28 protein-coding genes and 1 tRNA gene are annotated in these 24,652 nt (G+C 39.0%); 24 read left to right on the forward strand and 5 right to left on the reverse strand.

What is annotated here, in order from left to right; translation table 11 throughout:
• Window positions 1–42: 42 nt before the first annotated feature.
• The 10 genes from yfmF (at window position 43) to AAAY30_RS05335 (ending at window position 8,146) form a co-directional block, all read left to right on the forward strand.
• On the forward strand, window positions 43–1,314 hold the full coding sequence (gene yfmF, locus AAAY30_RS05290; RefSeq protein WP_484330133.1) for an EF-P 5-aminopentanol modification-associated protein YfmF: 1,272 nt from the start codon (window positions 43–45) through the stop codon (window positions 1,312–1,314).
• A gap of 22 nt (window positions 1,315–1,336) precedes the next feature.
• Window positions 1,337–2,620 carry an EF-P 5-aminopentanol modification-associated protein YfmH gene (gene yfmH / locus AAAY30_RS05295; RefSeq protein ID WP_296153218.1) on the forward strand — a complete coding sequence of 428 codons (1,284 nt, stop codon included), beginning with the start codon at window positions 1,337–1,339 and terminating at the stop codon, window positions 2,618–2,620.
• A complete protein-coding gene (gene lgt, locus AAAY30_RS05300; protein WP_303107220.1) occupies window positions 2,620–3,486 on the forward strand; it encodes a prolipoprotein diacylglyceryl transferase in 867 nt (288 codons plus the stop codon). The genes yfmH and lgt overlap by 1 nt, the downstream gene beginning before the upstream one ends.
• The gene (folD, locus tag AAAY30_RS05305; RefSeq protein ID WP_295057762.1) at window positions 3,428–4,279 is read left to right on the forward strand and encodes a bifunctional methylenetetrahydrofolate dehydrogenase/methenyltetrahydrofolate cyclohydrolase FolD; all 852 of its coding nucleotides are present in this window, start codon (window positions 3,428–3,430) and stop codon (window positions 4,277–4,279) included. Before lgt ends, folD begins: the two co-directional genes overlap by 59 nt.
• 119 nt (window positions 4,280–4,398) lie before the next feature.
• Window positions 4,399–4,707 carry a 50S ribosomal protein L21 gene (gene rplU, locus AAAY30_RS05310; RefSeq protein WP_186936322.1) on the forward strand — a complete coding sequence of 103 codons (309 nt, stop codon included), beginning with the start codon at window positions 4,399–4,401 and terminating at the stop codon, window positions 4,705–4,707.
• A 2-nt stretch (window positions 4,708–4,709) separates the two neighbouring features.
• Window positions 4,710–5,027, forward strand: coding sequence for a ribosomal-processing cysteine protease Prp (locus AAAY30_RS05315; protein WP_499215744.1), 318 nt, complete (start codon window positions 4,710–4,712; stop codon window positions 5,025–5,027).
• Between the two features lie 4 nt (window positions 5,028–5,031).
• On the forward strand, window positions 5,032–5,316 hold the full coding sequence (gene rpmA / locus AAAY30_RS05320) for a 50S ribosomal protein L27 (protein ID WP_022234725.1): 285 nt from the start codon (window positions 5,032–5,034) through the stop codon (window positions 5,314–5,316).
• 252 nt (window positions 5,317–5,568) lie between these two features.
• The gene (gene obgE / locus AAAY30_RS05325) at window positions 5,569–6,840 is read left to right on the forward strand and encodes a GTPase ObgE (protein ID WP_186936320.1); all 1,272 of its coding nucleotides are present in this window, start codon (window positions 5,569–5,571) and stop codon (window positions 6,838–6,840) included.
• Between the two features lie 12 nt (window positions 6,841–6,852).
• Window positions 6,853–7,278, forward strand: coding sequence for a Mini-ribonuclease 3 (locus AAAY30_RS05330; RefSeq protein ID WP_022234727.1), 426 nt, complete (start codon window positions 6,853–6,855; stop codon window positions 7,276–7,278).
• The gene (locus tag AAAY30_RS05335; protein ID WP_249376447.1) at window positions 7,268–8,146 is read left to right on the forward strand and encodes a YitT family protein; all 879 of its coding nucleotides are present in this window, start codon (window positions 7,268–7,270) and stop codon (window positions 8,144–8,146) included. Before AAAY30_RS05330 ends, AAAY30_RS05335 begins: the two co-directional genes overlap by 11 nt.
• Window positions 8,147–8,185: 39 nt before the next feature.
• Here the strand turns inward: AAAY30_RS05335 and AAAY30_RS05340 are convergent, their stop codons facing one another.
• Both AAAY30_RS05340 and AAAY30_RS05345 read right to left on the reverse strand, forming a co-directional pair.
• Window positions 8,186–8,341 (reverse strand): hypothetical protein, encoded by a 156-nt coding sequence (locus AAAY30_RS05340; protein ID WP_294657595.1) that lies wholly within the window; start codon window positions 8,339–8,341, stop codon window positions 8,186–8,188.
• Between the two features lie 142 nt (window positions 8,342–8,483).
• Window positions 8,484–8,570 (reverse strand) — tRNA-Leu (locus tag AAAY30_RS05345).
• 231 nt (window positions 8,571–8,801) lie between these two features.
• Between AAAY30_RS05345 and purC the strand changes: the two genes are divergently transcribed.
• The 5 genes from purC (at window position 8,802) to guaA (ending at window position 15,398) form a co-directional block, all read left to right on the forward strand.
• Window positions 8,802–9,509, forward strand: a complete 708-nt coding sequence (gene purC / locus AAAY30_RS05350; RefSeq protein WP_295025747.1) for a phosphoribosylaminoimidazolesuccinocarboxamide synthase — start codon at window positions 8,802–8,804, stop codon at window positions 9,507–9,509.
• A gap of 74 nt (window positions 9,510–9,583) precedes the next feature.
• Window positions 9,584–11,041 carry an amidophosphoribosyltransferase gene (purF, locus tag AAAY30_RS05355; protein WP_302187180.1) on the forward strand — a complete coding sequence of 486 codons (1,458 nt, stop codon included), beginning with the start codon at window positions 9,584–9,586 and terminating at the stop codon, window positions 11,039–11,041.
• A 30-nt stretch (window positions 11,042–11,071) separates the two neighbouring features.
• Complete coding sequence (purB, locus tag AAAY30_RS05360; protein WP_295025745.1) at window positions 11,072–12,508, forward strand: adenylosuccinate lyase; 1,437 nt, start codon at window positions 11,072–11,074, stop codon at window positions 12,506–12,508.
• 46 nt (window positions 12,509–12,554) lie between these two features.
• Window positions 12,555–13,832 (forward strand): adenylosuccinate synthase, encoded by a 1,278-nt coding sequence (locus AAAY30_RS05365; RefSeq protein ID WP_294663955.1) that lies wholly within the window; start codon window positions 12,555–12,557, stop codon window positions 13,830–13,832.
• Between the two features lie 18 nt (window positions 13,833–13,850).
• Complete coding sequence (gene guaA, locus AAAY30_RS05370) at window positions 13,851–15,398, forward strand: glutamine-hydrolyzing GMP synthase (RefSeq protein WP_249376441.1); 1,548 nt, start codon at window positions 13,851–13,853, stop codon at window positions 15,396–15,398.
• A gap of 148 nt (window positions 15,399–15,546) precedes the next feature.
• Here guaA and AAAY30_RS05375 read toward each other — a convergent pair whose 3' ends face one another.
• Window positions 15,547–16,011, reverse strand: a complete 465-nt coding sequence (locus tag AAAY30_RS05375; RefSeq protein WP_021883142.1) for a hypothetical protein — start codon at window positions 16,009–16,011, stop codon at window positions 15,547–15,549.
• 12 nt (window positions 16,012–16,023) lie between these two features.
• The gene (locus AAAY30_RS05380) at window positions 16,024–16,488 is read right to left on the reverse strand and encodes a helix-turn-helix domain-containing protein (protein WP_021883141.1); all 465 of its coding nucleotides are present in this window, start codon (window positions 16,486–16,488) and stop codon (window positions 16,024–16,026) included.
• A 289-nt stretch (window positions 16,489–16,777) separates the two neighbouring features.
• On the opposite strand from AAAY30_RS05380, the gene AAAY30_RS05385 reads away from it, so the two are divergent.
• The 9 genes from AAAY30_RS05385 (at window position 16,778) to AAAY30_RS05425 (ending at window position 23,492) form a co-directional block, all read left to right on the forward strand.
• On the forward strand, window positions 16,778–16,972 hold the full coding sequence (locus AAAY30_RS05385) for a helix-turn-helix domain-containing protein (RefSeq protein WP_021883140.1): 195 nt from the start codon (window positions 16,778–16,780) through the stop codon (window positions 16,970–16,972).
• Between the two features lie 5 nt (window positions 16,973–16,977).
• Window positions 16,978–18,051 (forward strand): site-specific integrase, encoded by a 1,074-nt coding sequence (locus tag AAAY30_RS05390; protein ID WP_021883139.1) that lies wholly within the window; start codon window positions 16,978–16,980, stop codon window positions 18,049–18,051.
• A 1-nt stretch (window position 18,052) separates the two neighbouring features.
• Window positions 18,053–18,379, forward strand: coding sequence for a plasmid mobilization protein (locus AAAY30_RS05395; protein ID WP_021883138.1), 327 nt, complete (start codon window positions 18,053–18,055; stop codon window positions 18,377–18,379).
• Window positions 18,376–19,569, forward strand: a complete 1,194-nt coding sequence (locus tag AAAY30_RS05400; protein ID WP_021883137.1) for an AAA family ATPase — start codon at window positions 18,376–18,378, stop codon at window positions 19,567–19,569. The genes AAAY30_RS05395 and AAAY30_RS05400 overlap by 4 nt, the downstream gene beginning before the upstream one ends.
• A 218-nt stretch (window positions 19,570–19,787) precedes the next feature.
• Window positions 19,788–20,948, forward strand: a complete 1,161-nt coding sequence (locus AAAY30_RS05405) for a plasmid recombination protein (protein WP_021883136.1) — start codon at window positions 19,788–19,790, stop codon at window positions 20,946–20,948.
• Between the two features lie 24 nt (window positions 20,949–20,972).
• Window positions 20,973–21,353 (forward strand): TnpV protein, encoded by a 381-nt coding sequence (locus tag AAAY30_RS05410; RefSeq protein WP_021883135.1) that lies wholly within the window; start codon window positions 20,973–20,975, stop codon window positions 21,351–21,353.
• A 132-nt stretch (window positions 21,354–21,485) separates the two neighbouring features.
• Window positions 21,486–21,701, forward strand: a complete 216-nt coding sequence (locus tag AAAY30_RS05415; RefSeq protein ID WP_021883134.1) for a helix-turn-helix domain-containing protein — start codon at window positions 21,486–21,488, stop codon at window positions 21,699–21,701.
• Window positions 21,698–22,702, forward strand: coding sequence for a DNA adenine methylase (locus tag AAAY30_RS05420; protein ID WP_021883133.1), 1,005 nt, complete (start codon window positions 21,698–21,700; stop codon window positions 22,700–22,702). The genes AAAY30_RS05415 and AAAY30_RS05420 overlap by 4 nt, the downstream gene beginning before the upstream one ends.
• A gap of 1 nt (window position 22,703) precedes the next feature.
• Window positions 22,704–23,492: a TRM11 family SAM-dependent methyltransferase gene (locus AAAY30_RS05425; protein WP_021883132.1), complete on the forward strand. Its 789-nt coding sequence runs from the start codon at window positions 22,704–22,706 to the stop codon at window positions 23,490–23,492.
• A gap of 29 nt (window positions 23,493–23,521) precedes the next feature.
• On the opposite strand, the gene AAAY30_RS05430 is transcribed toward AAAY30_RS05425, so the two are convergent.
• Window positions 23,522–24,652, reverse strand: a complete 1,131-nt coding sequence (locus tag AAAY30_RS05430; RefSeq protein WP_499215743.1) for a hypothetical protein — start codon at window positions 24,650–24,652, stop codon at window positions 23,522–23,524.

The following is a 24,652-nucleotide window of genomic DNA, read 5'->3' on the forward strand; positions in this document are numbered from 1 at the left end:
ATTAGATTGGAAAAACCAAATTATAGATTCGGAGATGATATGATGAATTCTATTGAAAGAAAAATTATTGCCGACGGTGTTGCTTTTAACAACATCAAGGTAAATAGATTTAAAACAATCAGAATGAGCATTAATCTGTATGTACCTTTAAATGTTGAGGATGCGGCACACAATGCTCTTTTGCGTGGATTGCTTACACGCTCATGCAAGGCTTACCCTGATTTTACTCAATTCAGCAAAAAGCTCAGCGCTCTTTACGGAACAGATATTGTATCAAGCGTAAAAAAGACAGGCGCTTATCAGGTGCTGACTTTTACAGCGGTTGGTATTGACGACAGATATGTGTTTACCGACGAAATCATTTCAGCGGAAATTTCAAAGCTTTTGTGTGAGGTTATCTTTAATCCTAACATTACCGACGGTAAATTTAATGATAATGATTTTGAGCAGGAACGCAGACAGTTGCTTGACGCTATTGACGCAGAGTTTAACGATAAGCGTGGCTATGCGATAAGCACAATGCTTTCAAATATGCTTAAAAACGAAACCTGCGGAATCAAGCGTTACGGCAGTGTTGAAGAAATCAAAAAGATTACTCCCGAAAGCCTTGTTGATGCGTGGAAAAAATTATTAAAAGACTCTGTTGTGGAAATTTTCTATATCGGTGACAGCGGTGCCGACAAAGCGGAAAAAGTATTTACAGACGCATACAGCAAGATTGACAGAACACCTTGCAAGGTTGATATGAGTTATGTCAAGAGTGCGGACGAAGTACAGCGTGTTGTTGAAGAAATGGATGTTTCACAGTCAAAGCTTGTACTCGGTTTCCGTTCGGGTGTCGGCTGTACAGATACCGAAAAAGAGTGGATTGCAGGCAGAATTATGTGCGCTGTTCTCGGAGGTACCGCCAACTCAAAACTTTTTAACAATGTAAGAGAAAAGCAGAGCCTTTGCTACTACTGTGCGGCAAGCTACAATTTTATTAACGGTCTTATGATTGTTGACAGCGGCGTACTCAATGAAAATATTGAAAAAACCGAGAAAGCAATTCTCAAAGAAGTTGAAGATATGAAAAACGGCAATATCACCGACTTTGAAATTGAGGCTACAAAGCGTGCAATAGTAAACGGATTCCGTACATCCAACGATACCACAGCCGGTATAGACAACTGGTATTCTTCACAGTTTATAAATGACGGTTTTAACAGCATTGAAGAACTTGCGGCAAAATATAATGCAGTTACAAAGGAAGAAATTGTAGAGGCAGCCAAAAAGCTCACACTTGATACTGTATATGTTCTTAAAAATAAATAAACTGCGAAAGGAAGTGTGTTAAATGGATATTAAAGAAATAAAATCTGAAAGAGTTGCAGAAAAATATTATAAAATAAATCATCCGTCGGGACTTACAATTTATGTATATCCAAAAGATGGATACAATTCGGCTTATGCTATTTTCGGTACACGCTACGGCAGTATTAATACAAAGTTTTCTGTAGATGACGGCGAAACAATTACCGTACCTGACGGTATAGCGCATTATCTTGAGCATAAACTTTTTGAAAGCGAAGACGGCGACGCATTTGTTCGTTATGCACAAACAGGTGCAAATGCCAATGCTTATACAAGTTTTGAAAAGACCTGCTATCTTTTTTCTTGTACAGAAAAATTTGACGAAAGTCTTGAAATTTTACTTGATTTTGTTCAGTCACCGTATTTTACTGCGCAGACCGTAGCTAAGGAACAGGGTATTATCGGTCAGGAAATCAAAATGTATGATGATGCACCTGACTGGCGAGTAATGTTCAATATGCTTGAAAATATGTATCACAATCACCCTGTAAAGATTGATATTGCAGGTACGGTTGAAAGTATTGCTGAAATTACAGCCGAAAAATTGTACGAAGTGTATAATGTGTTCTACAACCTTAACAATATGGTGCTTTGCGTTTCGGGCAATGTTACTGTCGACAAGGTTTTAAAAACAGCCGACAGACTTTTGAAACCGAGTGAAAAACATACTATTCACAATGTATTTGAAAACGAGCCTTACGAAATTGTTAAGCCGTATGTAGAACAGGAATTTTCTGTTTCTATGCCTATATTTAATCTCGGATTTAAGGAAAAAGCGGATTGCGTAAAAGGCGACGCACAGGCGGCTCATACAGATATTTTGCTATTCCTTTTAGCGTCTGAAACAAGTGAATTGTATCGTAAATTGCTTGATGCAAACCTTATTAACAGCTCGTTCTCTTATGAACTGTTTGACGGCCCCGGTTACTGTTCGGTTATCTTTGGCGGTGAGTCAAGAGAACCGCAGAAAGCAGCGAAAATGATTAAGGATTATATTGTTAAACTTAAAGAAAACGGAATTGATAAGGAAGAGTTTGAAATTGCCAAAAAATCAATTTACGGCGATACAGTTGCATCTCTCAATTCTGTAGATACAATTTCAAATATTCTTGCCGACTACCATTTCAAAGGCAATAATATGTTTGACTATATTGATGAAATCGCAAACGCTACAATAGAAGATGTTACAAAGCGACTTGATTGTATGCTTGATGTAAATAACTGTACTTTGTCGGTTGTAAAGCCAATTCAGGACGGTGAAAAGTAATGGACTATAATGTTTCGTTTCCGGGACTTGGTCTTGAATTTACCGTAAATCCTGTTGCTTTTACCATTGGTAATTACCCGGTTTATTGGTACGGTATAATTATTGCGTCGGGACTTCTGCTTGCAGTGCTTTATGCCTATGTCAGTTCCAAACGATACAATGTTGACGGCAATAAGCTGATTAATTGTATTCTTGTGGGAATCATAACGGGTATTATTGGCGCAAGACTTTACTACTGCTTTTTTGAATGGGATTATTACGGCAAAAATCCGATTGAAATTCTCTATATAAACAACGGCGGTCTTGCAATTTACGGCGGCGTTATCGGTGCGCTTTTAGGCGGTCTTACGGTTGCAAAAATTCAAAAAATGAAAGTTATGCCGATTCTCGATATTGCTATGATGGGATTTTTGCTCGGACAGGGAATAGGCAGATGGGGCAATTTTATGAATCAGGAGGCATTCGGCGCACCTACCGATTTACCGTGGGGAATGGTAAGTCAGGGTACAGACAATGTTGCGGTTCACCCGTGCTTTTTCTATGAATCGGTATGGTGCCTGCTCGGATTTGTGATTTTACATTTCTATGGTAAATACAGACAAAGATATGCAGGACAAATTTTCTTCAGCTATCTTGTGTGGTACGGCTTTGAAAGAATGATAGTAGAGGGACTCAGAACAGACAGCCTATATATGCACTTCCAAATTTTTGGCAATGCGGTGCGAGTATCTCAGCTTTTGTCGGCAATTATTTTTATTGTAGGTATAGTTATGCTTTTAATAAACATAAAGAGAAAGGACAGTTTTTATGCAGATTATAGACGGAAAAAAGGTATCGGCTCAGGTAAAGCAAGAAGTAAAAAATGAAACCGAGCTTTTAAAGAAAGAACATTCAATCACCCCGGGACTTGCGGTTGTAATCGTAGGTGACGACCCTGCGTCGAGAGTTTATGTAAATAATAAAAAGAAAGCCTGCGAACTTGTAGGATTTCATTCCGAGGAATATGCTTTGCCTGCGGAAACCACACAGGAAGAACTTTTAAGCCTTGTAAAAGAACTTAATGAGAAAAAAGATATAAACGGTATTCTTGTTCAGCTCCCATTGCCAAAGCATCTTGATGATAAGGCAGTAATTGAGGCAATAAATCCGCTCAAAGATGTTGATGCGTTCCATGCTGTAAATGTAGGTAAAATTATGCTCGGTGAGTATGATTTTCTCCCTTGCACACCTGCCGGTGTAATGGAAATGCTCCATTATTACAATATTGAAGTCAGCGGCAAAAATTGTGTTGTAATCGGCAGAAGCAATATTGTAGGCAAACCTATGGGAATGCTTTTACTTCACGAAAACGGCACTGTAACAATCTGCCACAGCCGCACAAAGAATCTTGCAGAGGTTTGCAGCAGGGCAGATATTCTTGTTGCAGCGGTAGGCAAACCGAAGTTTGTTACGGCAGATATGGTAAAAGAAGGCGCTGTGGTAATTGATGTAGGTATGGACAGAGATGAAAACGGCAAACTTTGCGGTGATGTTGATTTTGAGAATGTAAAGGACAAATGTTCATACATAACACCTGTTCCGGGCGGTGTTGGTCCTATGACAATTGCAACACTTATGAAAAACACTGTAAAGGCTGCAAAAATTCAGAATAACCTGTAAAAATAAGGTTGACAACAAATTATATTTGTGTTATGCTATATAAGCCGCATATTGTGGGTTGTTAAATGAGTTATTCTCTACCTGCAGATAGCGAGACATATGTAAAGGTGGGTACTAAAATGTACGCAGTTATTCAGACAGGCGGTAAGCAGTACAAGGTAACAAACGATCAGGTTATCTTCGTTGAAAAGCTTAACGCAGAGGCAAACGATACAGTAACATTCGATGTTATTGCTGTTGGCACAGATGACGGCATTAAGGTTGGCACTCCTGTTGTTGAGGGTGCAAAGGTTACTGCAGAGGTATTAAAGAACGGTAAAGGCAAGAAAATCAGAGTTGCTACTTACAAGCCAAAGAAAGGCGAGAAGAGAGCAATGGGTCACAGACAGCCTTACACACAGGTTAAGATTACTTCAATCGAGATCTGAGAATGATTACGGTAACATTTTTTAAATCGGCTGATTATTTTAAAGGCTTTAAAATTTCGGGACATGCTGATTTTAATACCAGCGGGCCTGATATAGTGTGTGCAGGCGTAAGCTCTGCGGCAATTATGACAGCCAATACAATCACCGAGGTTCTGCATACGGATGCAGAGGTTACCGACAGCGACGGCTTTATTAATTTAAGCCTTAGCAGTGCAGAGGCAAAAGAAGCATCTCATTTAATTGAGGGCTTATGGCTTCACTTATCTGTTTTACAAAAGCAGTACAAAAAGTATATTAAAGTTATTATTTCGGAGGTGTAAGGTAATGATTAAGGTAAATCTTCAGCTTTTCGCTCATAAAAAAGGTATGGGTTCTACAAAGAACGGCCGTGACAGTGAATCAAAGCGTCTTGGTGTAAAGCGTGCAGACGGACAGAAGGTTCTCGCAGGCAACATCCTTGTTAAGCAGAGAGGTACTCACATTCATCCAGGTAACAACGTAGGTATCGGTTCAGACGACACATTATTCGCAAAGATCGACGGCGTTGTAAAGTTTGAGCGTGTAGGCAAGGACAGAAAGCGTGCAAGCGTTTATCCTGTTGAGCAGTAATTTGCGCATTATCTTAGGGTGGATATTAGATTATCCACCCTTTTTTGTTAGTTTTTAAGATTTTGGGTAACAATTATAAAAGTTAGATCAACCTTTTCAAAGGTTTGAACTGAATTTTAAAATTATTTAGCTAAAATTATGCGATAAACAGTAATTTACCCCAACTTTTGATAAAAAACAGATTTTTATTATGCTTTGGGGCATAATAACATATATCATAAATTAAAATTCGTCATTTGGAGGTTAGCAGAGATGTTTGTAGATACAGCGAAAATTTATATAAAAGCCGGTGACGGCGGTGACGGTGCGGTATCGTTTCACCGAGAAAAATATGTTGCGGCAGGCGGCCCCGATGGCGGTGACGGCGGCAGAGGCGGAAATGTAGTGTTTGTTGCAGACACTAATCTTTCAACTCTTGCCGATTTCAGATATAAACGCAAATACCTCGCAAAAAAGGGTGAAAACGGCAGAGGCGGTCGCTGCAGAGGCAAAAATGCAGAGGATTTAATAATTCGTGTTCCTCTCGGTACACTTGTTAAAGAAGAGGAAACAGGCAGAGTCTTAGCCGATGTATCATCTTCAGAGCCGTATATTGTTGCGAGAGGCGGTAAAGGCGGTTGGGGTAATCCGCATTTTGCTACTCCTGTTCGTCAGGTTCCCCGTTTTGCAAAACCCGGTTTACCCGGAGAAGAGTTTAATGTTACTCTTGAACTTAAACTTTTGGCGGATGTCGGACTTGTAGGATTCCCTAATGTAGGTAAAAGTACACTTGTATCCGTAGTTTCACAGGCAAAACCGCTTATTGCAAACTACCATTTCACAACCATTACACCTGTACTTGGTGTTGTATCAATGGGTGAGGGTTCGTCTTTTGTAATGGCTGATATTCCCGGACTTATTGAGGGTGCATGGCAGGGAACAGGTCTTGGACATCAGTTTTTACGCCATATTGAGCGCTGCAGAATGCTCGTTCATATTGTTGATGTTTCAGGTTCGGAGGGAAGAGATCCGAAAGAAGATTTTGAAACCATTAACAATGAGCTTAAAAAGTTTAATCCCGAGCTTGCGGAAAGACCTATGATTGTTGCGGGAAACAAATGCGATATGGCAACTGATGAACAGATAGCGGATTTCAAGGCTTATGTTGAGGCACAAGGTTATGATTTCTTCCCGATTATGGCGGCAATTCGTTATGATGTTGATCCTATGTTAAATAAAATCAGAGAAATGCTCTCAAAACTTCCTCCGATTACTCATTATGAGGCAGAACCTGCTCCGATTGTGACGGCAGAGGATTTTGAGGATCATTCGGTTACCGTAAAAAATGTCAACGGTATCTATACTGTAGAGGCGGACTGGCTGTTACAGGTTATGAAAGGCATTAATTTCGATGATTACGAAAGCCTTAACTATTTCCAAAAAGTTCTTATTGATAACGGTGTAATTGACGCACTTCGAGCAAAAGGCTGCGGAGAGGGCGACACGGTTTCAATATATGAGCTTGAATTTGATTTTGTTGACTAACAGGGTGTTTGTATGGAAAATGAGAATATAATTGAGCATACCTATGCAGACGAGGTTTCTCCGCTTACGCTTGCGTTTGTAGGCGACGGTGTGTACGATTTGCTTGTTCGTGCATATCTTGTACGACAGAGCAACCGTCCTGTAGGTGAGCTTAACAAAATAAAGGTTGGCTTTGTTAATTGCAAAAGTCAGGCAGAGTATGCCAAAGTTTTAATACCGCATCTTTCAGAAAAAGAATTATCGGTATATAAAAGAGGAAGAAATGCCGCCCCTAAATGTACTCCGAAAAACGGCACTGTGGCAGATTACCATAGTGCTACGGGACTTGAGAGCCTTTTCGGATACTTATATTTAAAAAATGAAAAAGAAAGAATTTCTGAGTTGTTTGATATTATTTTACATATTTCGCTAAATGGAAGTGGTAATTGTGAAAAATAAGCTTGATATTAAGACTGCGGTTGCCGACTATGCAATAATGCTTGCAGGAGCAGCTGTTTATGCAACTTCTGTTGTGGTTTTTACGGCTCCTAACGATATTGCACCGGGCGGACTTACAGGTGTGGCTACAATGCTTAATCATATGTTCGGTTTGCCTATAGGTACTATGGTGTTAGTTATGAACATTCCTTTGTTTATATGGGGCGCTGTTGAAAACGGCATTTCATTTCTTACAAAAACAATAGCAGGCACGGTATTCGCTTCAATACTTATAGATGTATTTACGCCGATTATGACTGCCTATACGGGCGACAGAATTTTGGTTGCGATATTTGGCGGAATACTTAACGGTGTCGGACTTGAAATGATATTTATGCGTGGCGGTTCGACAGGCGGCACGGATATTGTTGCTCTGAATTTGCACAAACATTTCCCGTATTTTTCAACAGGAAATCTTATTTTTGCAGCTGATGCACTTGTGCTTATTATGGTGTTCTTTGTATATAACAGTATTGAAAGTGTTTTGTATGCTGTGGTTACAATATTTTTCAGTATTAAAGTTATTGACACCATTTCATACGGTGTTGCGAGAGATAACGGTAAACTTATGTTTATTATTACGGATAAATACGCAGAAATTTGCAGTATGATTATGACTGAAAATGACAGAGGAATAACCTTGCTTAACGGTGAGGGCGCATACAGCGGCAAGCCGAAAAGAGTTATTATGTGTGCTGTCAGACCGCATCAGGTATATAAAATTACAAACACCGTAAAAAGTGTGGATAAAAGAGCTTTTATTATAGTAACTACAGCCGGCTCTATCAAGGGCAAAGGCTTTATAACAAAAACCGGCATCGGCTCTTAAGCTGATGTCGGTTTTCGACTTTACAAAAAGAAAATAATTTTAATTTCCGCCCGGTCCGTCTTGTCTTTCTCGTTTGTCATCAAGCGGCTTGTGCCCTGTAGTTACCCATTGATTATCGGTAGCAGTCTTTTTATTTTCACCGTTTACAGTGGGCAAAGGCTTTATATTATTGCTGCCGTTCGTTCTGTGACACATAAAATCACCCCTTGATTTATTTTGCGATAAATCAAGGGGTTTATGAATTTGCATTTAAATTTTTCATTCGTAAGTCAAACATTTTTTTGGTATTTTTGCTTTAGTAAAAAGGTCTATTATCTAAAGACAATAGACCTTTTCATGGTGCCGGTGACCGGACTTGAACCGGTACGGTATCGCTACCGGCGGATTTTGAGTCCGCTACGTCTGCCAATTCCATCACACCGGCAAATACAAATTAATTATACAGTATATATTATAAAAAATCAAGTATATATTTTAAGTCTTTTTAAAATTTAATAAATATTCTAATATCGAATATAAAATAGCATAAAAACAGGAAATTCTACATTTTTTTAATTTTTAATATCATTTTAGTTGCTTATTTAAAAAAATTATATTATAATATATCTGTATTTTTATTAGCAGTCAAGGCTGCAATTTATGGAGGAATGTCAAAATGGATAAAAAAGAGCTTCTTTATGAAGGTAAAGCAAAAAAAGTATTTTCTACAGAGAATCCTGACTACTGTATAGTTTCTTACAAAGATGACGCTACTGCTTTTAACGGTGAGAAAAAGGGCACAATCATCGGTAAGGGCGTTGTAAACAACCGTATGAGCAACTTTATGTTTAAGCTTCTTGAGGAAAAGGGTATTCCTACTGATTTCGTTGAAGAGCTCAATGACAGAGATACTGTTCTTAAAAAAGTTGAAATTGTACCTCTCGAAGTTATTGTAAGAAATAAGGCAGCAGGCAGCCTTTCAAAAAGACTTGGTCTTCCTGAGGGCACACCAATGAAAACTCCTGTTCTTGAGTTCTGCTATAAGAACGATGAGCTTGGCGACCCTATGGTAAACGAATACCACATTCTTGCAGCAGGCTTTGCTACTAAGGAAGAGATTGATACTATTTCAAAGTACGCTCTCAAAATTAACGAAATTATGATTGACTTCTTTAAGGAGTGCAAGGTTGACCTTATCGACTTTAAGATTGAGTTCGGCAGATACAAGGGCGAAATTCTCCTTGCTGACGAAATCTCTCCTGATACTTGCCGTTTCTGGGATATTGATACTCAGGAAAAACTTGATAAAGACCGTTTCCGTCGTGATATGGGCGGTGTTGAAGAGGCTTATGCCGAGATGATGAAGCGTATCGGCTTGGCTTAATATTCTGTTTAAATATACATTTACAAATCCCCTTTAGGGCATTAGTTTGATATTTTTACGGATGGTGGCGCTTTTTGAAAAATTCTTTCGACAATTACGCAAAAGAAGGACTGCACGAGGAATGCGGTGTTTTCGGAATATTTAGTGACGGCACAATTAACCCTGCCTATGCTTGCTACAACGGCTTGCTTGCTTTGCAGCATCGTGGTCAGGAAAGCTGTGGTATTGCCGTTACCGATGACGGTGTAATAGATTATCATAAGGATATGGGACTTGTTACCGAGGTTTTTAATAACCGTATTCTTGACTCTTTGCAAGGTCAGATGGGTATTGCTCATGTCCGTTATTCGACTGCCGGTGGCTCTGTGCTTGAAAATTCACAACCTCTCGTTATGCGTTATGTCAAGGGTACGCTTGCCGTTGCTCACAACGGCAACCTTACCAACGCCCTCGAAATTCGCAGTCAGCTTGAACAGACAGGTGCTATTTTTCAGACCACTATTGACTCTGAGGCTATCTGTTATGTTATTGCAAGAGAAAGACTGAAATGTCATTCTGTTGAAGAGGCGGTTGCCCGTACTATGAGGGTTATTAAGGGTGCATATTCTCTGCTTGTTATGAGTCCGAGAAAACTTATTGCCGCCCGTGACCCGCACGGTTTCCGTCCGCTTTGTATGGGTAAGTATAATGATTCCGTGGTATTTGCAAGTGAGAGCGCAGCTCTTGACGCATGCGGAGCAAAATTTATCCGAGATATTGAACCCGGTGAAATTGTGGTTGTTGACAATAAAGAAATCCGCAGTATTAAACCGGATTTCGGAGAAGAAAAGAAGCAGTCACTTTGTGTTTTTGAATATATTTATTTTGCCCGCTCGGACTCCTTTATTGATGGTATCAGCGTCTATGAGGCGAGAAAACAGGCAGGCAGAATTTTGGCAAGGGAGTTTCCGGTAGAGGCGGATATGGTAGTCGGAGTACCTGAATCTGGTATTGACGCCGCTATAGGCTACAGCGAAGAATCCGGAATTCCTTATGAAAAAGCTATTGTAAAAAACAGCTATATAGGCAGAACTTTCATTAAACCCAGTCAGAAAGAGCGTATGAAGAGTGTGCGCATAAAACTTAACCCTATTGTAGATAAAATAAAGGGTAAGCGTGTGGTCATTATTGATGACAGCATCGTGCGTGGTACTACTGTTGACAGAATTGTCACTATGCTCCGTGAAGCAGGTGCCAAAGAAGTTCATATGCGTATAAGTTCACCGCCGTTTATGTGGCCTTGCTACTACGGTACGGATATTCCGTCAAGGGGAGAGCTTATTGCCTGCAACCATACGGTTGAAGAAATCCGTCAGCTAAGCGGTGCGGATTCACTCGGTTATCTTCCCGCAGACAGCCTGCGTGAAATGTTGCACAATGCTCCGATAGGCTTTTGTGATGCTTGTTTCAGCGGTAATTATCCTGCTGAAACCACAAAAAAGACCTTTAAGGGCAAAGAGCGTGGCGGTATGAATTTTGATAAAAAATGCTGATAAACCTACATTCTGAAAGGATTTACTAATATGATTAAGGATACCTATGAGTCACCCTTGTCTGCAAGATATGCAAGCAAGGAAATGAAATATATTTTTTCTCCCGATATGAAATTCCGTACCTGGAGAAAACTTTGGATTGCTCTTGCTGAGGCTGAAATGGAACTTGGACTTCCTATCACTCAGGAGCAGATTGACGAGCTTAAGGCTCACGCTGACGATATTAACTATGAGGTTGCTCAGGAGAGAGAAAAGCTTGTTCGTCATGATGTAATGTCACATGTTTATGCTTACGGTGTACAGTGCCCTAATGCAAAAGGCATTATTCACCTTGGAGCAACATCATGTTATGTCGGTGACAATACAGATATTATCATTATGACAGAGGGCTTAAAGCTTATCAGAAATAAGCTTATTACCGTAATCCGCAATCTTTCAAAGTTTGCAGATGAGTACAAAGCTCTTCCTACACTTGCATTCACACATTTTCAGCCTGCACAGCCAACAACAGTAGGCAAGAGAGCAACTCTTTGGTTACAGGAATTGCTTATGGATCTTGAAGATGTAGAGTATCAGCTTTCAAAGGCTAAGCTGCTCGGTTCAAAGGGTACAACAGGTACTCAGGCAAGCTTTTTGGAGCTTTTCGAGGGCGACCACGAAAAATGTAAGGCACTCGACAAGAAAATTGCTCAGAAAATGGGCTATAATTCTTGCTTTGCCGTTTCAGGTCAGACCTACTCAAGAAAGCTCGATTCTCAGTTTTTAAATGTACTCGCAGGCATTGCTCAGAGTGCGTCTAAGTTCTCAAATGATATTCGCCTTTTACAGCATCTTAAAGAGGTTGAAGAACCGTTTGAAAAGAATCAGATCGGTTCATCTGCAATGGCCTATAAGCGCAACCCAATGCGTTCGGAGCGTATAGGTTCACTTTCCCGTTATGTAATGTGTGATGTATTAAACGGTTATTTCACAACTGCGACACAGTGGTTTGAAAGAACTCTCGATGACTCTGCTAACAAGCGTTTGAGTATTCCGGAGGCATTCCTTGCCGTTGACGGTATTCTTTCACTTTATGCAAATGTTGCAGACGGTCTTGTAGTATATCCAAAGGTTATTGAGCAGCGTTTAAGAAAAGAACTTCCGTTTATGGCTACAGAGAATATTATGATGGACGCAGTTAAGTACAGAGGTGCTGACAGACAGCAGCTCCATGAGAGAATTCGTGTTCATTCAATGGCTGCATCTAAGGTTATTAAAGAAGAGGGCGGCGAAAACGACCTTCTCGAAAGAATTGCTAACGATGAGGCTTTCGGCGTAACTTTAGAGGATCTCGAAAAGATTTTACAGCCGGAGAAATATACAGGCAGAGCAAAAGAGCAGACAGAGGACTTCCTCGCAGAGTTGGTTCAGCCTGTTCTTGACAAGTATGCTGACATTGAATCAGATAAGCCTGAAATCAATGTATAAAATTTATATACACTTGTATTTATATATTTAAGGAGTTTTACAAATTATGGTTAAAGCAATAGTAGGTGCAAACTGGGGAGATGAAGGTAAGGGCAAAATTACCGATGTTCTCGCAAATGACAGTGACATTGTAATTCGCTTTCAGGGCGGTGCAAATGCAGGTCATACTATCGTAAACGAATATGGCAAATTTGCTTTGCATCAGCTTCCATCCGGTGTATTTCATCAGAATATTACTAATATTATTGGCAACGGTGTAGCTTTCAGCGTTGAAAATTTCGTAAAAGAAATCGCAGAACTTGAGAGCAGAGGCGTGCCGAAGCCAAAGATTATTATTTCAGACAGAGCGCAGATAGTTATGCCTTATCATGTTGCTTTTGACTGTTACGAGGAGGAGCGCCTCGGCAAAAATTCCTTTGGCTCAACAAAGAGCGGTATTGCTCCATTCTATTCAGATAAATACTCAAAAATCGGTTTCCAGATTAACGAGCTTTACGATGACCCTGATTCATTAAGAGAAAAAATCAAACACGCACTTGGCATTAAAAATGCTATTCTTAAGAATCTCTACAATAAGCCTGAGATTACAGAGGAAGAAGTATTTGATAAACTTATGGAGTACAAAGAGGCTCTTGCTCCTTATGTAGGAGATACTTTTGAGTTTATTCATAATGCACTTAAAGATGGTAAGAATATTCTTTTAGAGGGTCAGCTTGGCTCACTTAAGGATACCGACTTCGGTATTTATCCTATGGTTACATCTTCAAACACAATTGCAGGTTACGGCGCAGTAGGTGCGGGTATTCCGCCTTATGAAATTAAAGAAGTTATCACTGTTGTTAAGGCTTATTCAAGCGCAGTAGGTGCAGGTGAATTTGTTTCTGAAATCTTTGGTGAAGAGGCAGACGAGCTTAGAAGAAGAGGCGGCGACGGCGGCGAATTCGGTGCTACAACAGGCAGACCTCGCAGAATGGGTTGGCTTGACCTTGTTGCTACCCGTTACGGCTGTAAAGTACAGGGCGCAACACAGGTTGCATTCACCGTTCTTGATGTTCTCGGCTATCTTGATGAGATTCCTGTATGTGTTGGTTATGAGCTTGACGGCGAAGTTATCGATTATTTCCCATCAACAACAAAACTTAAGAGATGTAAGCCTATTCTTAAGAAATTAAAGGGTTGGAAATGTTCAATTTCCGGCATTAAAGAGTATGACAAACTTCCTAAGGAATGTCGTGACTACATTGAATTTGCAGAAGAGCAGATTGGTGTGCCGATTAAGATTGTATCTAACGGTCCATCAAGAGATGATATTATTTACAGATAAACAAAGGCCGGTAATGTAATGGAAAACAAAGAAAGAGTAATTGTCCTCGACTTTGGCGGACAGTATAATCAGCTTATTGCAAGGCGTGTTCGTGAGTGTAATGTATATTGCGAAATACTGCCGTACACAGTCAGTCTTGATAAAATTAAAGAATTAAATCCCACCGGTATTATTTTTACAGGTGGTCCGAATAGCGTGTACGATGAAAGCTCACCGCATATTTCAAAAGAAATTTTCGAGCTTAATATTCCTATTCTCGGTATTTGCTATGGTTGTCAGCTTATGGCATATACCCTTGGCGGTGTAGTAACTCCTGCTACAGATAATTCATCTTGTGAGTACGGCAAGACGATGACAAACTATAATAAAGACGATGTTATCTTTACAAATGCTTGTGAACACGGCGTTTCTTGGATGAGTCACCGTGACTATATAAGCACAGTACCGGACGGATTTACCGTAACTGCCACGACAGCGGTTTGTCCTGTTGCTGCTATGAGTTGCCCTGAAAGAAAACTTTACGGTGTACAGTTCCATCCGGAAGTTAATCACACAGAAAACGGTAAAGATATGCTCCGTTCATTCCTTTATGATGTTTGCGGTTGTAAAGGTGAATGGCAGATGGATAGTTTTATCGATTCAACAGTTGCAAAACTTAAAGAGCAAATCGGCGACAAGGGAGTAGTCCTCGGACTTTCCGGCGGTGTTGATTCTTCTGTTGCTGCCGCTCTTTTAAGTAAAGCAGTCGGTAAGCAGCTGACCTGTGTTTTTGTTGACCAGGGACTTATGCGTAAAGACGAAGGCGACTTTGTTGAGCAGACATTTACAAAACTTTTTGATATGAATTTTGTTCGTATTAATTGCCAAGAGGAATTTCTCTCAAAACTTAAGGGCGTATCAGAGCCGGAAGCAAAGAGAAAGATAATTGGCACAGAGTTTTATAATGTGTTTTGGAATAAAATTCGTGAGAACTACGGCAGTGGTTACTTTGCTCAAGGCACTATTTATCCTGACAGAATTGAAAGCGGTAAAGGTGATGCAGCAAAGATTAAAACTCACCACAATCAGGTAGAAGTACCGCAGGATATTACTTTTGAGGGAATTATTGAACCTTTGCAGGATCTTTTTAAAGATGAAGTACGAGTAGTTGGCGAAAAGCTCGGACTTCCTCATGAACTTGTATGGCGTCAGCCATTCCCGGGTCCCGGACTTGGTGTTCGAGTAATCGGCGAAGTTACAGCTGATAAGGTAAAAATTTTGCAGGAGGCAGATGCAATCCTAAGAGAAGAAATGGATAAGTGCGGATATGCCTCACAGATGAGCCAGTTCTTTGCAGTCCTTCCGGGTGTAAAGACAGTAGGTGTAATGGGCGATTCACGTACCTATGATGAACTTGTGGCAATCAGAGCCGTAACAACCGACGACTTTATGACAGCCGATTGGGCAAAAATCCCATATGATATCCTCGGCAGAGTTTCAAGCCGTATCATAAATGAAGTAGAACATGTAAACAGAGTTGTTTACGATATAACCTCCAAACCCCCCGGAACCGTGGAGTGGGAATAATTTCTTACCGTTTAAAAAGCCCGTAGTTATGCGGATTTAGCCATTTGAGTGTCCCTTGTGGCAACAAAATGGCAACATTATTTGAATTATTGTAAAAGTAAAGAGCTAACTGATTTTTATAGTCAGTTAGCTCTTTTTTTGCTTTTTATTAAGCAATTACTTTTTCGAGGCAAGCACTTGTAATACCTTTTACTGCACTTTCAGTAATAAGACCAATACAACTTTTAATTAATTCTTGAGGCTTTTTACTTTTTAGGAACTCGTTACTTTTGTTTGTTGCAAAATAATATTCAATATTATTATGTAATTCAATACGTATGTATCCGGCATCGGCTAAATCTTTAATATAAACCTGAAATTCGACTTCATTTAATTTATAAAGCTTTGCACAAACGCCTTCTCTGTTAATACAAGCTTTAACTATACTTTTATAGATTGCATTTGTGGTCTTGGCTCTTGCTTTTGTATATGGTGGACGTGCAAGATCTGGAATAAAATATTCATTTGATTCTTCATTTATATAAGCTCCTGGGATATATCCATCTTTTATCCATTTAATCACAGTACTTTCGTTTTTTAAATCAAATAAATTCATAAACTCCTTAATTGTCATTATAGTAGCTCCTTATTTTTTGGAATTAAAAGCGTTAAACTTTGGATAGTTATATCTCCAGTTATCGTATTCTTCTTTTGTGATTTCTCCGTTTTTGAACTTTTTGGCTTGTTCCTGCCAAGCGGAAAACATATCGAACATTTTAAGATAGTTTGTTCCCATACCTTTATCAAGGCGTATGCAAAGCTCGTCATCAAGTTTATCAATACGGAAACCATATAAATCCTCAAGAGTAAACAGTGTGTGCATTAAGCCGTTGTAACTGTCAATGTCAGGAACAGAAAGAGCCTGTGGCGATATATCGAAAACCTCTGCAAGTTTATTTGTTAAATCAGCCTTAGGCGTTCTACTTCCGGATTCATACTGTGCCATACGAATGTCAGCGGTTTTTTCGGGAAATCCGACCACCTGTCCTAAATATTTCTGTGTCATTCCGCAAAGATTACGAAAGAACCTTATTCTCTCTCCGATTGCCATAAAATTTACGCTCCCTTATTCATATAATGTGCAAACAGTATATCATATATGTTTAGTATATGTCAAGTAACATAAAACAAAAAAGTTTAATATTTTTACGAAAACCACTTGACATAACGGAATATGTTTAGTATAATCATTAAGCAAATAGCGTTAAGTTGTTTGCGAAAACTGAATATCCGTCATACATCACGGTAATGGTGTATCCGCTCGGGCAAATCGGAATGCGGTCAGAAAGTTCTCCGACACTAAATAAACAAACTAACAAGAATTGAAAGGAGGTTTCAGTATGAGTACAACATTTATGAAAGTACAAGATGTTGCCGACGAATTAGGTATTTCAAAATCTTATGCCTATAAAATCGTGCAGCAGCTTAACGAAGAGTTAAAAGCACAAGGCTTTATAACAATTTCAGGACGAGTAAACAAACAGTATTTTTTAGAAAGAGTTTGTTATGGTACAGCCGAAAAAGAAAGGATGTGATATCAATGGCTGTTTATAAGGAAGAAAAAACAAATACTTGGCGTGTTATCTATCGCTATACCGATTGGAATGGCGAACGAAAGCAATCACAAAAACGAGGATTCAAAACAAAACGTGAGGCTCAGGCGTGGGAAAGAGAACAACTAAATAAGCTTGGCGGAGATTTGGATATGAATTTCAAGAGTTTTGTTGAACATTACTCCGAAGATATGCAGACTCGACTTAAAGAAAACACTTGGGAAACCAAGAAACATATTATTGATAAAAAGCTTATTCCATATTTCGGTAAGTTGAAAATGTGCAACATAACGGCACAGCAAATTATCACTTGGCAAAATGAACTTATCAATTACAAGAATGATAAAGGCAAGCCTTATTCGCCGGTGTATTTGAAAACAATTCACAATCAGTTGTCTGCAATCTTTAATCACGCAGTCAGGTACTATAATTTGAAAGAAAATCCTTGCCAGAAAGCAGGAAGTATGGGCAAAAAGAAAAATCGTGAAATGCTCTTTTGGACAAAAGACGAATATCTTAAATTCGCCGATGTGATGATGTATAAGCCTTTATCCTATTACGCTTTTGAAATGCTCTATTGGACGGGTATTCGTGAGGGCGAGTTGTTGGCATTAACGCCTGCGGATTTCGATTTTGAAAAGCAGACTGTCACAATAAACAAGTCATTTCAGCACTTGAATGGCAGAGATATTATAACTTCGCCGAAAACAGAGAAAAGTAACCGCACAATTCAGTTGCCGAAATTCCTTTGTGATGAAATGCAGGATTATCTGAAAATGCTTTACGATGTGGGGTTGGAGGACAGAGTGTTTCCAATTACAAAAAGCTATCTGCACAGAGAAATGGACAGAGGCGCAAAAGAAGCAGGCGTAAAAAGAATCCGTATTCACGATATCCGCCACAGCCACGTTAGTTTGCTGATTGATATGGGATTCTCTGCAACGGCTATTGCAGACCGTGTGGGACATGAAAGCATTGATATAACTTACAACTATGCGCACTTGTTCCCGTCAAAGCAGGCTGAAATGGCGGATAAGTTAGATATGGAAAGGGGCGAGTAAAATGTCACTTAAAAACAGAGATGATCACAACCGCTGGAGAAACAAAACCGTAGCGTTTCGTGTATCGCCTGAGGAAGATAAGCAAATTGAAACTTATGTACAACTATCAGGGCTTACTAAGCAGGATTATATAACAAGGCGACTTACCCACAAAGATATTGTTGTTCAGGGCAATCCGAGAGTGTTCAAGGCCTTGCGAAATCAGCTTGCCGATGTGCTTACAGAATTACAGCGAATAGAAGCCGGCGGCGAAGTAAATGACGAACTACTTGACTTAATTGAAATGATAGCCGATATTTTCGGCGGGTTAAAGGAGGAATCAGAATGATAGATAAAAAAGAAATGACCGCCCCGAATGTATCTGTTGGCGCAGATACGGAGCAGTCAATCCAAAAATGTACTGACATTAGTATAAACGATAACGATGAAAATATCAAGGATTTGGACGAAAGTTTTCGTGAAATGCAAAGAGAAATGCTGAGACAAATGGATCCGTCATATTTGAAAACCGTTTCAATGTCGGCTCTGTATGATACCGATTTCGAAACACAAACCGCACTTATAGACGGTCTGCTTTATCAGGGAACTTACTTGTTCGTGGGTTCTCCGAAAGTAGGAAAGAGTTTTATGATGGCACAGCTCGCTTACCATATCAGCACTGGAACTCCGCTTTGGAATTACAGAGTCCGCAATGCAACCGTTCTTTATTTTGCCCTTGAAGATGATTACCCTCGCTTACAGCGCAGGCTCTATCATATGTTCGGCGCTGACGGAACGGACAACTTGTATTTTGCAACAGAAAGCAAAACCGTAAACGGCGGTTTGGAAGACCAAATAAGAGGTTTTATTCAGGAACACCCTGACACCGGACTGATTATCATAGATACGCTAAAGCGTGTTCGAGAGACAGGTGGTGCGGATTACAGCTACGGCAGTGATTACGATGTAGTCGCAAAGCTGAAAGCGCTTGCCGACAGCTACAAGGTAACAATGCTTATCGTCCATCACACACGCAAACAGCAGGCAGACGATAAATTTGATACAATCTCCGGCACAAACGGATTGCTCGGTGCGGCAGACGGCGCCTTTGTTCTCAGCAAAGAGAAACGAACAACCAATGCCGCAACGCTTGATGTCACCGGCAGAGATCAGCAGGATCAGCGAATACACCTTGTTCGCAATCCGCAAAAACTTATATGGGAATTTGAAAAAAGCGAAACAGAAGTTTGGACAGAGCCGCCTGACCCGCTGCTTGAAAAGGTATCGACTGTTCTTTCTTCGGACAGTAGCCGATGGGACGGGACGGCTTCTGAATTGAGCAAACTTATTGGATTGGATATTAAGCCTAATGTTCTGTCGCTAAGACTTAGTATCAACGCCGGGCGGTTGCTTAAAGATTACGACATTCATTACAAAGCGAGTCGCACGCACAGCGGACGAAAAATATCCCTTTGGAAAGAAAGCGTGTCAATGTGTGACGACCGTGACAAACTCTCCGAGAACGGTGATGTGGTCTAAAACATTGTCACCATCGTCACGGTTTGTCACAGCAAAAGTTTAGCAGAGTGTGCAGAGAGTGCCTTTTCAAAGGCGGCTCTTTGCCCCTCGGAGAGCGCAAAACCTGCTCGCAGGTTGCATTTTTGATGGGCTCGCCTGTCAAAAGTGCTTTTGCGTTACTCTTGACAAGAGTAACAGAACCGAGGACGAGCAAGTTTATGAGATTGGAGGTGTATATAATGCAAAGAACGATAAGCGCAATGGTGGGTAAAGGTTCGGTAAATCACAACAGCCGCAAGTTTAAGGCTGAAAATGTTGACGGTAGCAGAACGCATTTGAACATTGATTACTGTAACGAGCCGATAAAGAAAATCTATCACGAATTGTTTGACGAAGCACTAAAAAGATACAACGAAAAGCAGACAAGAGCCGACCGCAGAATAGAAAACTACTATGAGAAAATCAGAAACTCAAAGCAAGAAAAGCCGTTTCACGAACTGATTTTACAGATTGGCGATAAGGAAAATATGAGCGTCGAAAGCGAAAACGGACAGCTTGCACGGCAGGTTTTAGATGAGTATTATCGGGGATTTCAAGAGCGAAATCCCAACCTAAAAGTGTTCTCTGCTCATCTGCATATGGACGAGGCAACGCCCCATTTGCATATTGATTTTGTTCCGTTCACAACCGGCAGCAACCGTGGACTTGACACGAGAGTATCACTAAAGCAGGCGCTTGCCGCACAAGGATTTAAGGGCGGAACCCGTGGAGATACCGAGTGGAATCAATGGGTAAGCGCAGAAAAATCTGCACTCGCATTCGTTATGGAACGACACGGAATTGAGTGGGAACACAAAGGAACGCACGAAAAACATTTGTCTGTTCTTGATTATAAAAAGCAAGAAAGAACAGCAGAACTTGAACAATTGGGTGCTAAAATCGAAGAAAAGCAAGCCGAATTTAATGTGTTATCCGAGCGAGTGTTAAACTATGATGATGGTTTGGAAAAATTAAGGAATGTGGAAGAAATGCTCGATAATGCCCCCGAATATCAGCTCTCCGAACCGCAAAGTTTTATGTCTGCAAAAGCATATAAAACCAAAATTGCAGAGCCGCTTATTCAAAAATTAAAAGCGTTAATCAAGACGGCATTGGCTCGTTGCTTTGAAGGTTGGGACAATTACCATAGATTAAATATCACGAACGGCAATCTCTATCGTGAGAACGAAATGTTATCGAAAATCAACAGTAAGCTGAAAAACGAAAACGAAAATTTGCGTTCAGAGGTCAAAGATTACAAACTTTTGCGCAAAGTTTTCGGGCATAAACAGATTGACGAGTTGCTTGAACAGGCAAGAAATATCAAAGGTCGCAAGCGTGAAAACCCACGCTCAAGATAAATAAATTTTTGGAGGTAAAACAAAATGGCAAACACAATTTTTGAACAAACGGGCGGTACTTATACGCAGGTGGGCGACTATATGTTACCCGATTTATTACCGGCGGAAGAAGAAAAGGAAGCGAATATCAGTATTTGGGCAATGCGGCACAAAAGATATTTGAAGCAACACCATAAAGTGTTATATTATAATTTGCTGACAAGCGGTAAGCTCAATTCATATCTTGTAGATATTGAACAGCAGGCTCAAGACCTTTTTTCTCGGCTTGTAAAAGACTTAGCCGAAAAAGAAAATGTAACTGAAAACTTAAAAGCAACCGACCAAATGCTATGGGTTCGAAAAATGAACAATATCCGTAACCGTGCAACGGAAATTGTAAATGCTGATATAATTTACACGGTATAAACATAACGACGGCAGGGAGTAATCCCTGCCGATTTTTTGATGCTATTTCTGATTTGTTTAGTTATAAATATAAAAGTATTGCGTTTGCAGTACTTTTATGATATAATCACAACATATAAAGGAGTGATGGATTTGTCTTTTACATATAAGCCATTATGGAAGTTGTTAATTGATAAGGAAATGACCAAAAAACAACTGATGGAAGAAACCAACATATCAAAATCCACAATGGATAAAATGGGAAGAAACGAGAAAGTGTCAATGGAAATATTAGATAGATTGTGTTCTCATTTTTCATGCGATGTTTCCGATATTATTGAACATATTGACGAGGTTGAAAAGCAATGAATTATATAGGATCCAAATATTCGCTTCTTGATTTTATTCATAGAACAATATCGGATGTTACCGGTTACAAGTCAGGTGATGATTATATTTTTGCAGATTTGTTTGCGGGAACCGGGGTTGTAGGAGCGAGTTATAGAAAAGAAGGCTGTAAGGTCATTTCAAACGACATTCAATACTATAGCTATGTAATTAATAAATATTTAATTGAGGGATCAGAAAATATAGACGAATCATTGATAAGCAGTTTAGATTTATTGGATGATGTTGATGGCTTCATATTTGAAAACTATTGTGCAGGTTCAGGTAGTGGTAGAAACTATTTTACAGATAGCAATGGTAAAAAATGTGATGCTATAAGGATAGAGATCGAAAGACTTTTTAGTCAAAATTTGATATCTGAAGAAACATATTTCGGGCTTTTGGCAGGTCTTGTGAATTCGATAGATAAGTACGCAAATACGGCATCGGTATACGGAGCCTTTCTTAAGCACATAAAAAAATCGGCTCAAAAACAATTTAAGTTAGAGTTACTGCCAAGAATTCAGGGACCAAAAGGAGAAGCTTATAATGAGGATGTTAATAAACTGATAACGAGAATTCACGGGGATGTTTTATATCTTGATCCGCCATATAATGCTAGACAATATTGCTCAAATTATCACGTCCTTGAAACTATTGCACGATATGATTATCCTGAGTTGAAAGGCAAAACTGGTTTGAGAGAGCCCAATGGACAGAAAAGCAAGTATTGTTCTAAGAGAACATTGGAAAGTGAATTTGAAAATTTGATTGCTAATGCGAATTTTAGATACATCTTTTTAAGCTATAATAATGAAGGTTTAATGAATGTAGATGCAATAAAAAATATAATGTCGAGATACGGAACATATAGATGTTTCACTCAATCTTATAGGCGATTTAAGGCAGATAAAGACAAAAACAGAAATATTTCAGGAAAAGAAACGACTGAGTATTTGCATTGTTTAATAAAAGAGGAATGAAATGGGAAAATATAATGATTTAGACTTATCTCAATGGAGAGAATACACGGACATCGAAACGGATTCTTTATGGATAATCGACAAAAGAGATAATAGCGGTGCGCATAGTGGACATTATCATGGAAATTTTGTTCCACAAATTCCGCACCAGTTATTTTCTAGGTATACCAAAAAAGGAAATTGGATTTTAGACCCATTTATGGGAAGCGGAACATCATTAATAGAAGCACAACGCATGGGTAGAAATTCAATTGGAATAGAAATTCAACATGATGTTGCGAAAGAAGCTTATGACAGAATATACACTGAAAAAAATGATGTTGTAAGAACAAAGGTTGTGGTTGCTGATAGTCAAACATGTGATATGAATAAGATATTACTATCAGAAGGCATAAATAAAGTACAGTTTGTAATAATGCATCCTCCATATTGGGATATTGTGAAGTTTTCTGAAAATCCCAATGATTTGTCAAATTGCGACAGCATTAATGAGTTTTTGGATTCTTTTAGCAAAGTAATCGATAACTCGTTAAGTGTTTTGGAGAAAAATAGATATTGTGCAGTTGTTATTGGCGATAAATATGCCAACAGTCAGGTAATTCCCCTTGGGTTCTACTGCATGAATTTGATAATGGAAAAAGGTTTGCTTTTAAAAGCCATTTTAGTTAAAAACTTTGGTGAAACAAAAGGTAAATCAAATAAACAAGGCATATGGCGATATCGTGCCTTAGCCAGCGATTTCTACATATTCAAACACGAATATATTTTTGTATTTAAAAAGGTAAAGTGATTAAAATCACTTTACCTATAACGAATCGATTATACAATTTTCTCAAAGTCAATATCATCTTTGCTTATATTAAAAGCATAATACTCGGTCTTATGAATAGATGCATATGAATACGGATTGTTAAACTTTTTTTCAGCAATATATTTTATCAATCCCATATCATTTGTTTTAGCAGCAACAATGCAAGGGGTTATTTCTACTGCTTTTCTATCATAGTTCGGAATAATATAATCAAATAGCCATTTTATATACCAGTTAAGTTGATAATCCACAATATTCGCTGTAGGCTGTTCGTCTTTTAATTCAATTATTTTAAAGTGAATATTATTGTTGCTTTCTTGCATTGTCAATATATCTATTCGCTGCATACCTACTCCGCAAGAAACCTCATTGCCTACCCAAAAATCCTTTTCTGGAAATTCAAGTAAATTTAGCGAGCTTAAATTTTGTAAAATAAAAGCTTGTAAATGTGTTTCAAACGCATTTTGTCTGTTTGCTTTATATAGCAATCTTTCTTTTATAGATAGCGAATTTTGTCTACCGCCATAAATTGCGACATTATTATATTCTGATATTTTGTTTGATGAAAAATCATATGTATAGTTATCAGATACTGTTAGGCATTTGCTTTTATTTTGTAATTTTGATAATAAGTCGTTGAATTCAAAATCAGTAATCATAGTGCATCCGCGATTACCTTTTAATTTTCTATATATTAAACTCCAACATAATTCATAAGGATAATTTTTACCTTCTAAGGAATCTAAATATTCGTGTTCTGTTATGCCTATTGGGTATACGCCATAATCAGATGCCTCAATGAGTATGCGGTATGACAATCCTTTCCCAAGTTTAATTTTTAAGTAATTATCAGTATCATTTTCATCGAAAAATGCTCTAGATTTTGCTCTGAATATTCCAAAGAACTGTCCTTGATTACCATTGGTTGCTTGTAAGTAAAAAATAATATTGTCGCCAATCTGAATGCGAGAAATGTCGGCTATCATTCCCATTAAGTTGCGCTCTGCAGTTGCGTTATATTGAATAGTAGGATTATTCAAAAAAGGTGATTTTTTTTCGCTTGCACCAGTACCTGCGAACATATATTCTAAGTGGTATTTAAATGTTTGTCCATTTACAATAAAAACGTGTGTATTCAT

The organism is Ruminococcoides bili, assembly GCF_040093295.1.
GTDB lineage: Bacteria > Bacillota > Clostridia > Oscillospirales > Acutalibacteraceae > Ruminococcoides > Ruminococcoides intestinale_A.

Coding starts and splice junctions, on each gene's coding strand:
- yfmF (WP_484330133.1), top strand. CDS start 43: ATGAATTCTATTGAAAGAAAAATTATTGCCGACGGTGTTGCTTTTAAC.
- yfmH (WP_296153218.1), top strand. CDS start 1,337: ATGGATATTAAAGAAATAAAATCTGAAAGAGTTGCAGAAAAATATTAT.
- lgt (WP_303107220.1), top strand. CDS start 2,620: ATGGACTATAATGTTTCGTTTCCGGGACTTGGTCTTGAATTTACCGTA.
- folD (WP_295057762.1), top strand. CDS start 3,428: ATGCAGATTATAGACGGAAAAAAGGTATCGGCTCAGGTAAAGCAAGAA.
- rplU (WP_186936322.1), top strand. CDS start 4,399: ATGTACGCAGTTATTCAGACAGGCGGTAAGCAGTACAAGGTAACAAAC.
- AAAY30_RS05315 (WP_499215744.1), top strand. CDS start 4,710: ATGATTACGGTAACATTTTTTAAATCGGCTGATTATTTTAAAGGCTTT.
- rpmA (WP_022234725.1), top strand. CDS start 5,032: ATGATTAAGGTAAATCTTCAGCTTTTCGCTCATAAAAAAGGTATGGGT.
- obgE (WP_186936320.1), top strand. CDS start 5,569: ATGTTTGTAGATACAGCGAAAATTTATATAAAAGCCGGTGACGGCGGT.
- AAAY30_RS05330 (WP_022234727.1), top strand. CDS start 6,853: ATGGAAAATGAGAATATAATTGAGCATACCTATGCAGACGAGGTTTCT.
- AAAY30_RS05340 (WP_294657595.1), bottom strand. CDS start 8,341: ATGTGTCACAGAACGAACGGCAGCAATAATATAAAGCCTTTGCCCACT.
- purC (WP_295025747.1), top strand. CDS start 8,802: ATGGATAAAAAAGAGCTTCTTTATGAAGGTAAAGCAAAAAAAGTATTT.
- purB (WP_295025745.1), top strand. CDS start 11,072: ATGATTAAGGATACCTATGAGTCACCCTTGTCTGCAAGATATGCAAGC.
- AAAY30_RS05365 (WP_294663955.1), top strand. CDS start 12,555: ATGGTTAAAGCAATAGTAGGTGCAAACTGGGGAGATGAAGGTAAGGGC.
- guaA (WP_249376441.1), top strand. CDS start 13,851: ATGGAAAACAAAGAAAGAGTAATTGTCCTCGACTTTGGCGGACAGTAT.
- AAAY30_RS05375 (WP_021883142.1), bottom strand. CDS start 16,011: ATGACAATTAAGGAGTTTATGAATTTATTTGATTTAAAAAACGAAAGT.
- AAAY30_RS05380 (WP_021883141.1), bottom strand. CDS start 16,488: ATGGCAATCGGAGAGAGAATAAGGTTCTTTCGTAATCTTTGCGGAATG.
- AAAY30_RS05385 (WP_021883140.1), top strand. CDS start 16,778: ATGAGTACAACATTTATGAAAGTACAAGATGTTGCCGACGAATTAGGT.
- AAAY30_RS05390 (WP_021883139.1), top strand. CDS start 16,978: ATGGCTGTTTATAAGGAAGAAAAAACAAATACTTGGCGTGTTATCTAT.
- AAAY30_RS05395 (WP_021883138.1), top strand. CDS start 18,053: ATGTCACTTAAAAACAGAGATGATCACAACCGCTGGAGAAACAAAACC.
- AAAY30_RS05400 (WP_021883137.1), top strand. CDS start 18,376: ATGATAGATAAAAAAGAAATGACCGCCCCGAATGTATCTGTTGGCGCA.
- AAAY30_RS05405 (WP_021883136.1), top strand. CDS start 19,788: ATGCAAAGAACGATAAGCGCAATGGTGGGTAAAGGTTCGGTAAATCAC.
- AAAY30_RS05410 (WP_021883135.1), top strand. CDS start 20,973: ATGGCAAACACAATTTTTGAACAAACGGGCGGTACTTATACGCAGGTG.
- AAAY30_RS05420 (WP_021883133.1), top strand. CDS start 21,698: ATGAATTATATAGGATCCAAATATTCGCTTCTTGATTTTATTCATAGA.
- AAAY30_RS05425 (WP_021883132.1), top strand. CDS start 22,704: ATGGGAAAATATAATGATTTAGACTTATCTCAATGGAGAGAATACACG.
- AAAY30_RS05430 (WP_499215743.1), bottom strand. CDS start 24,652: ATGAATACACACGTTTTTATTGTAAATGGACAAACATTTAAATACCAC.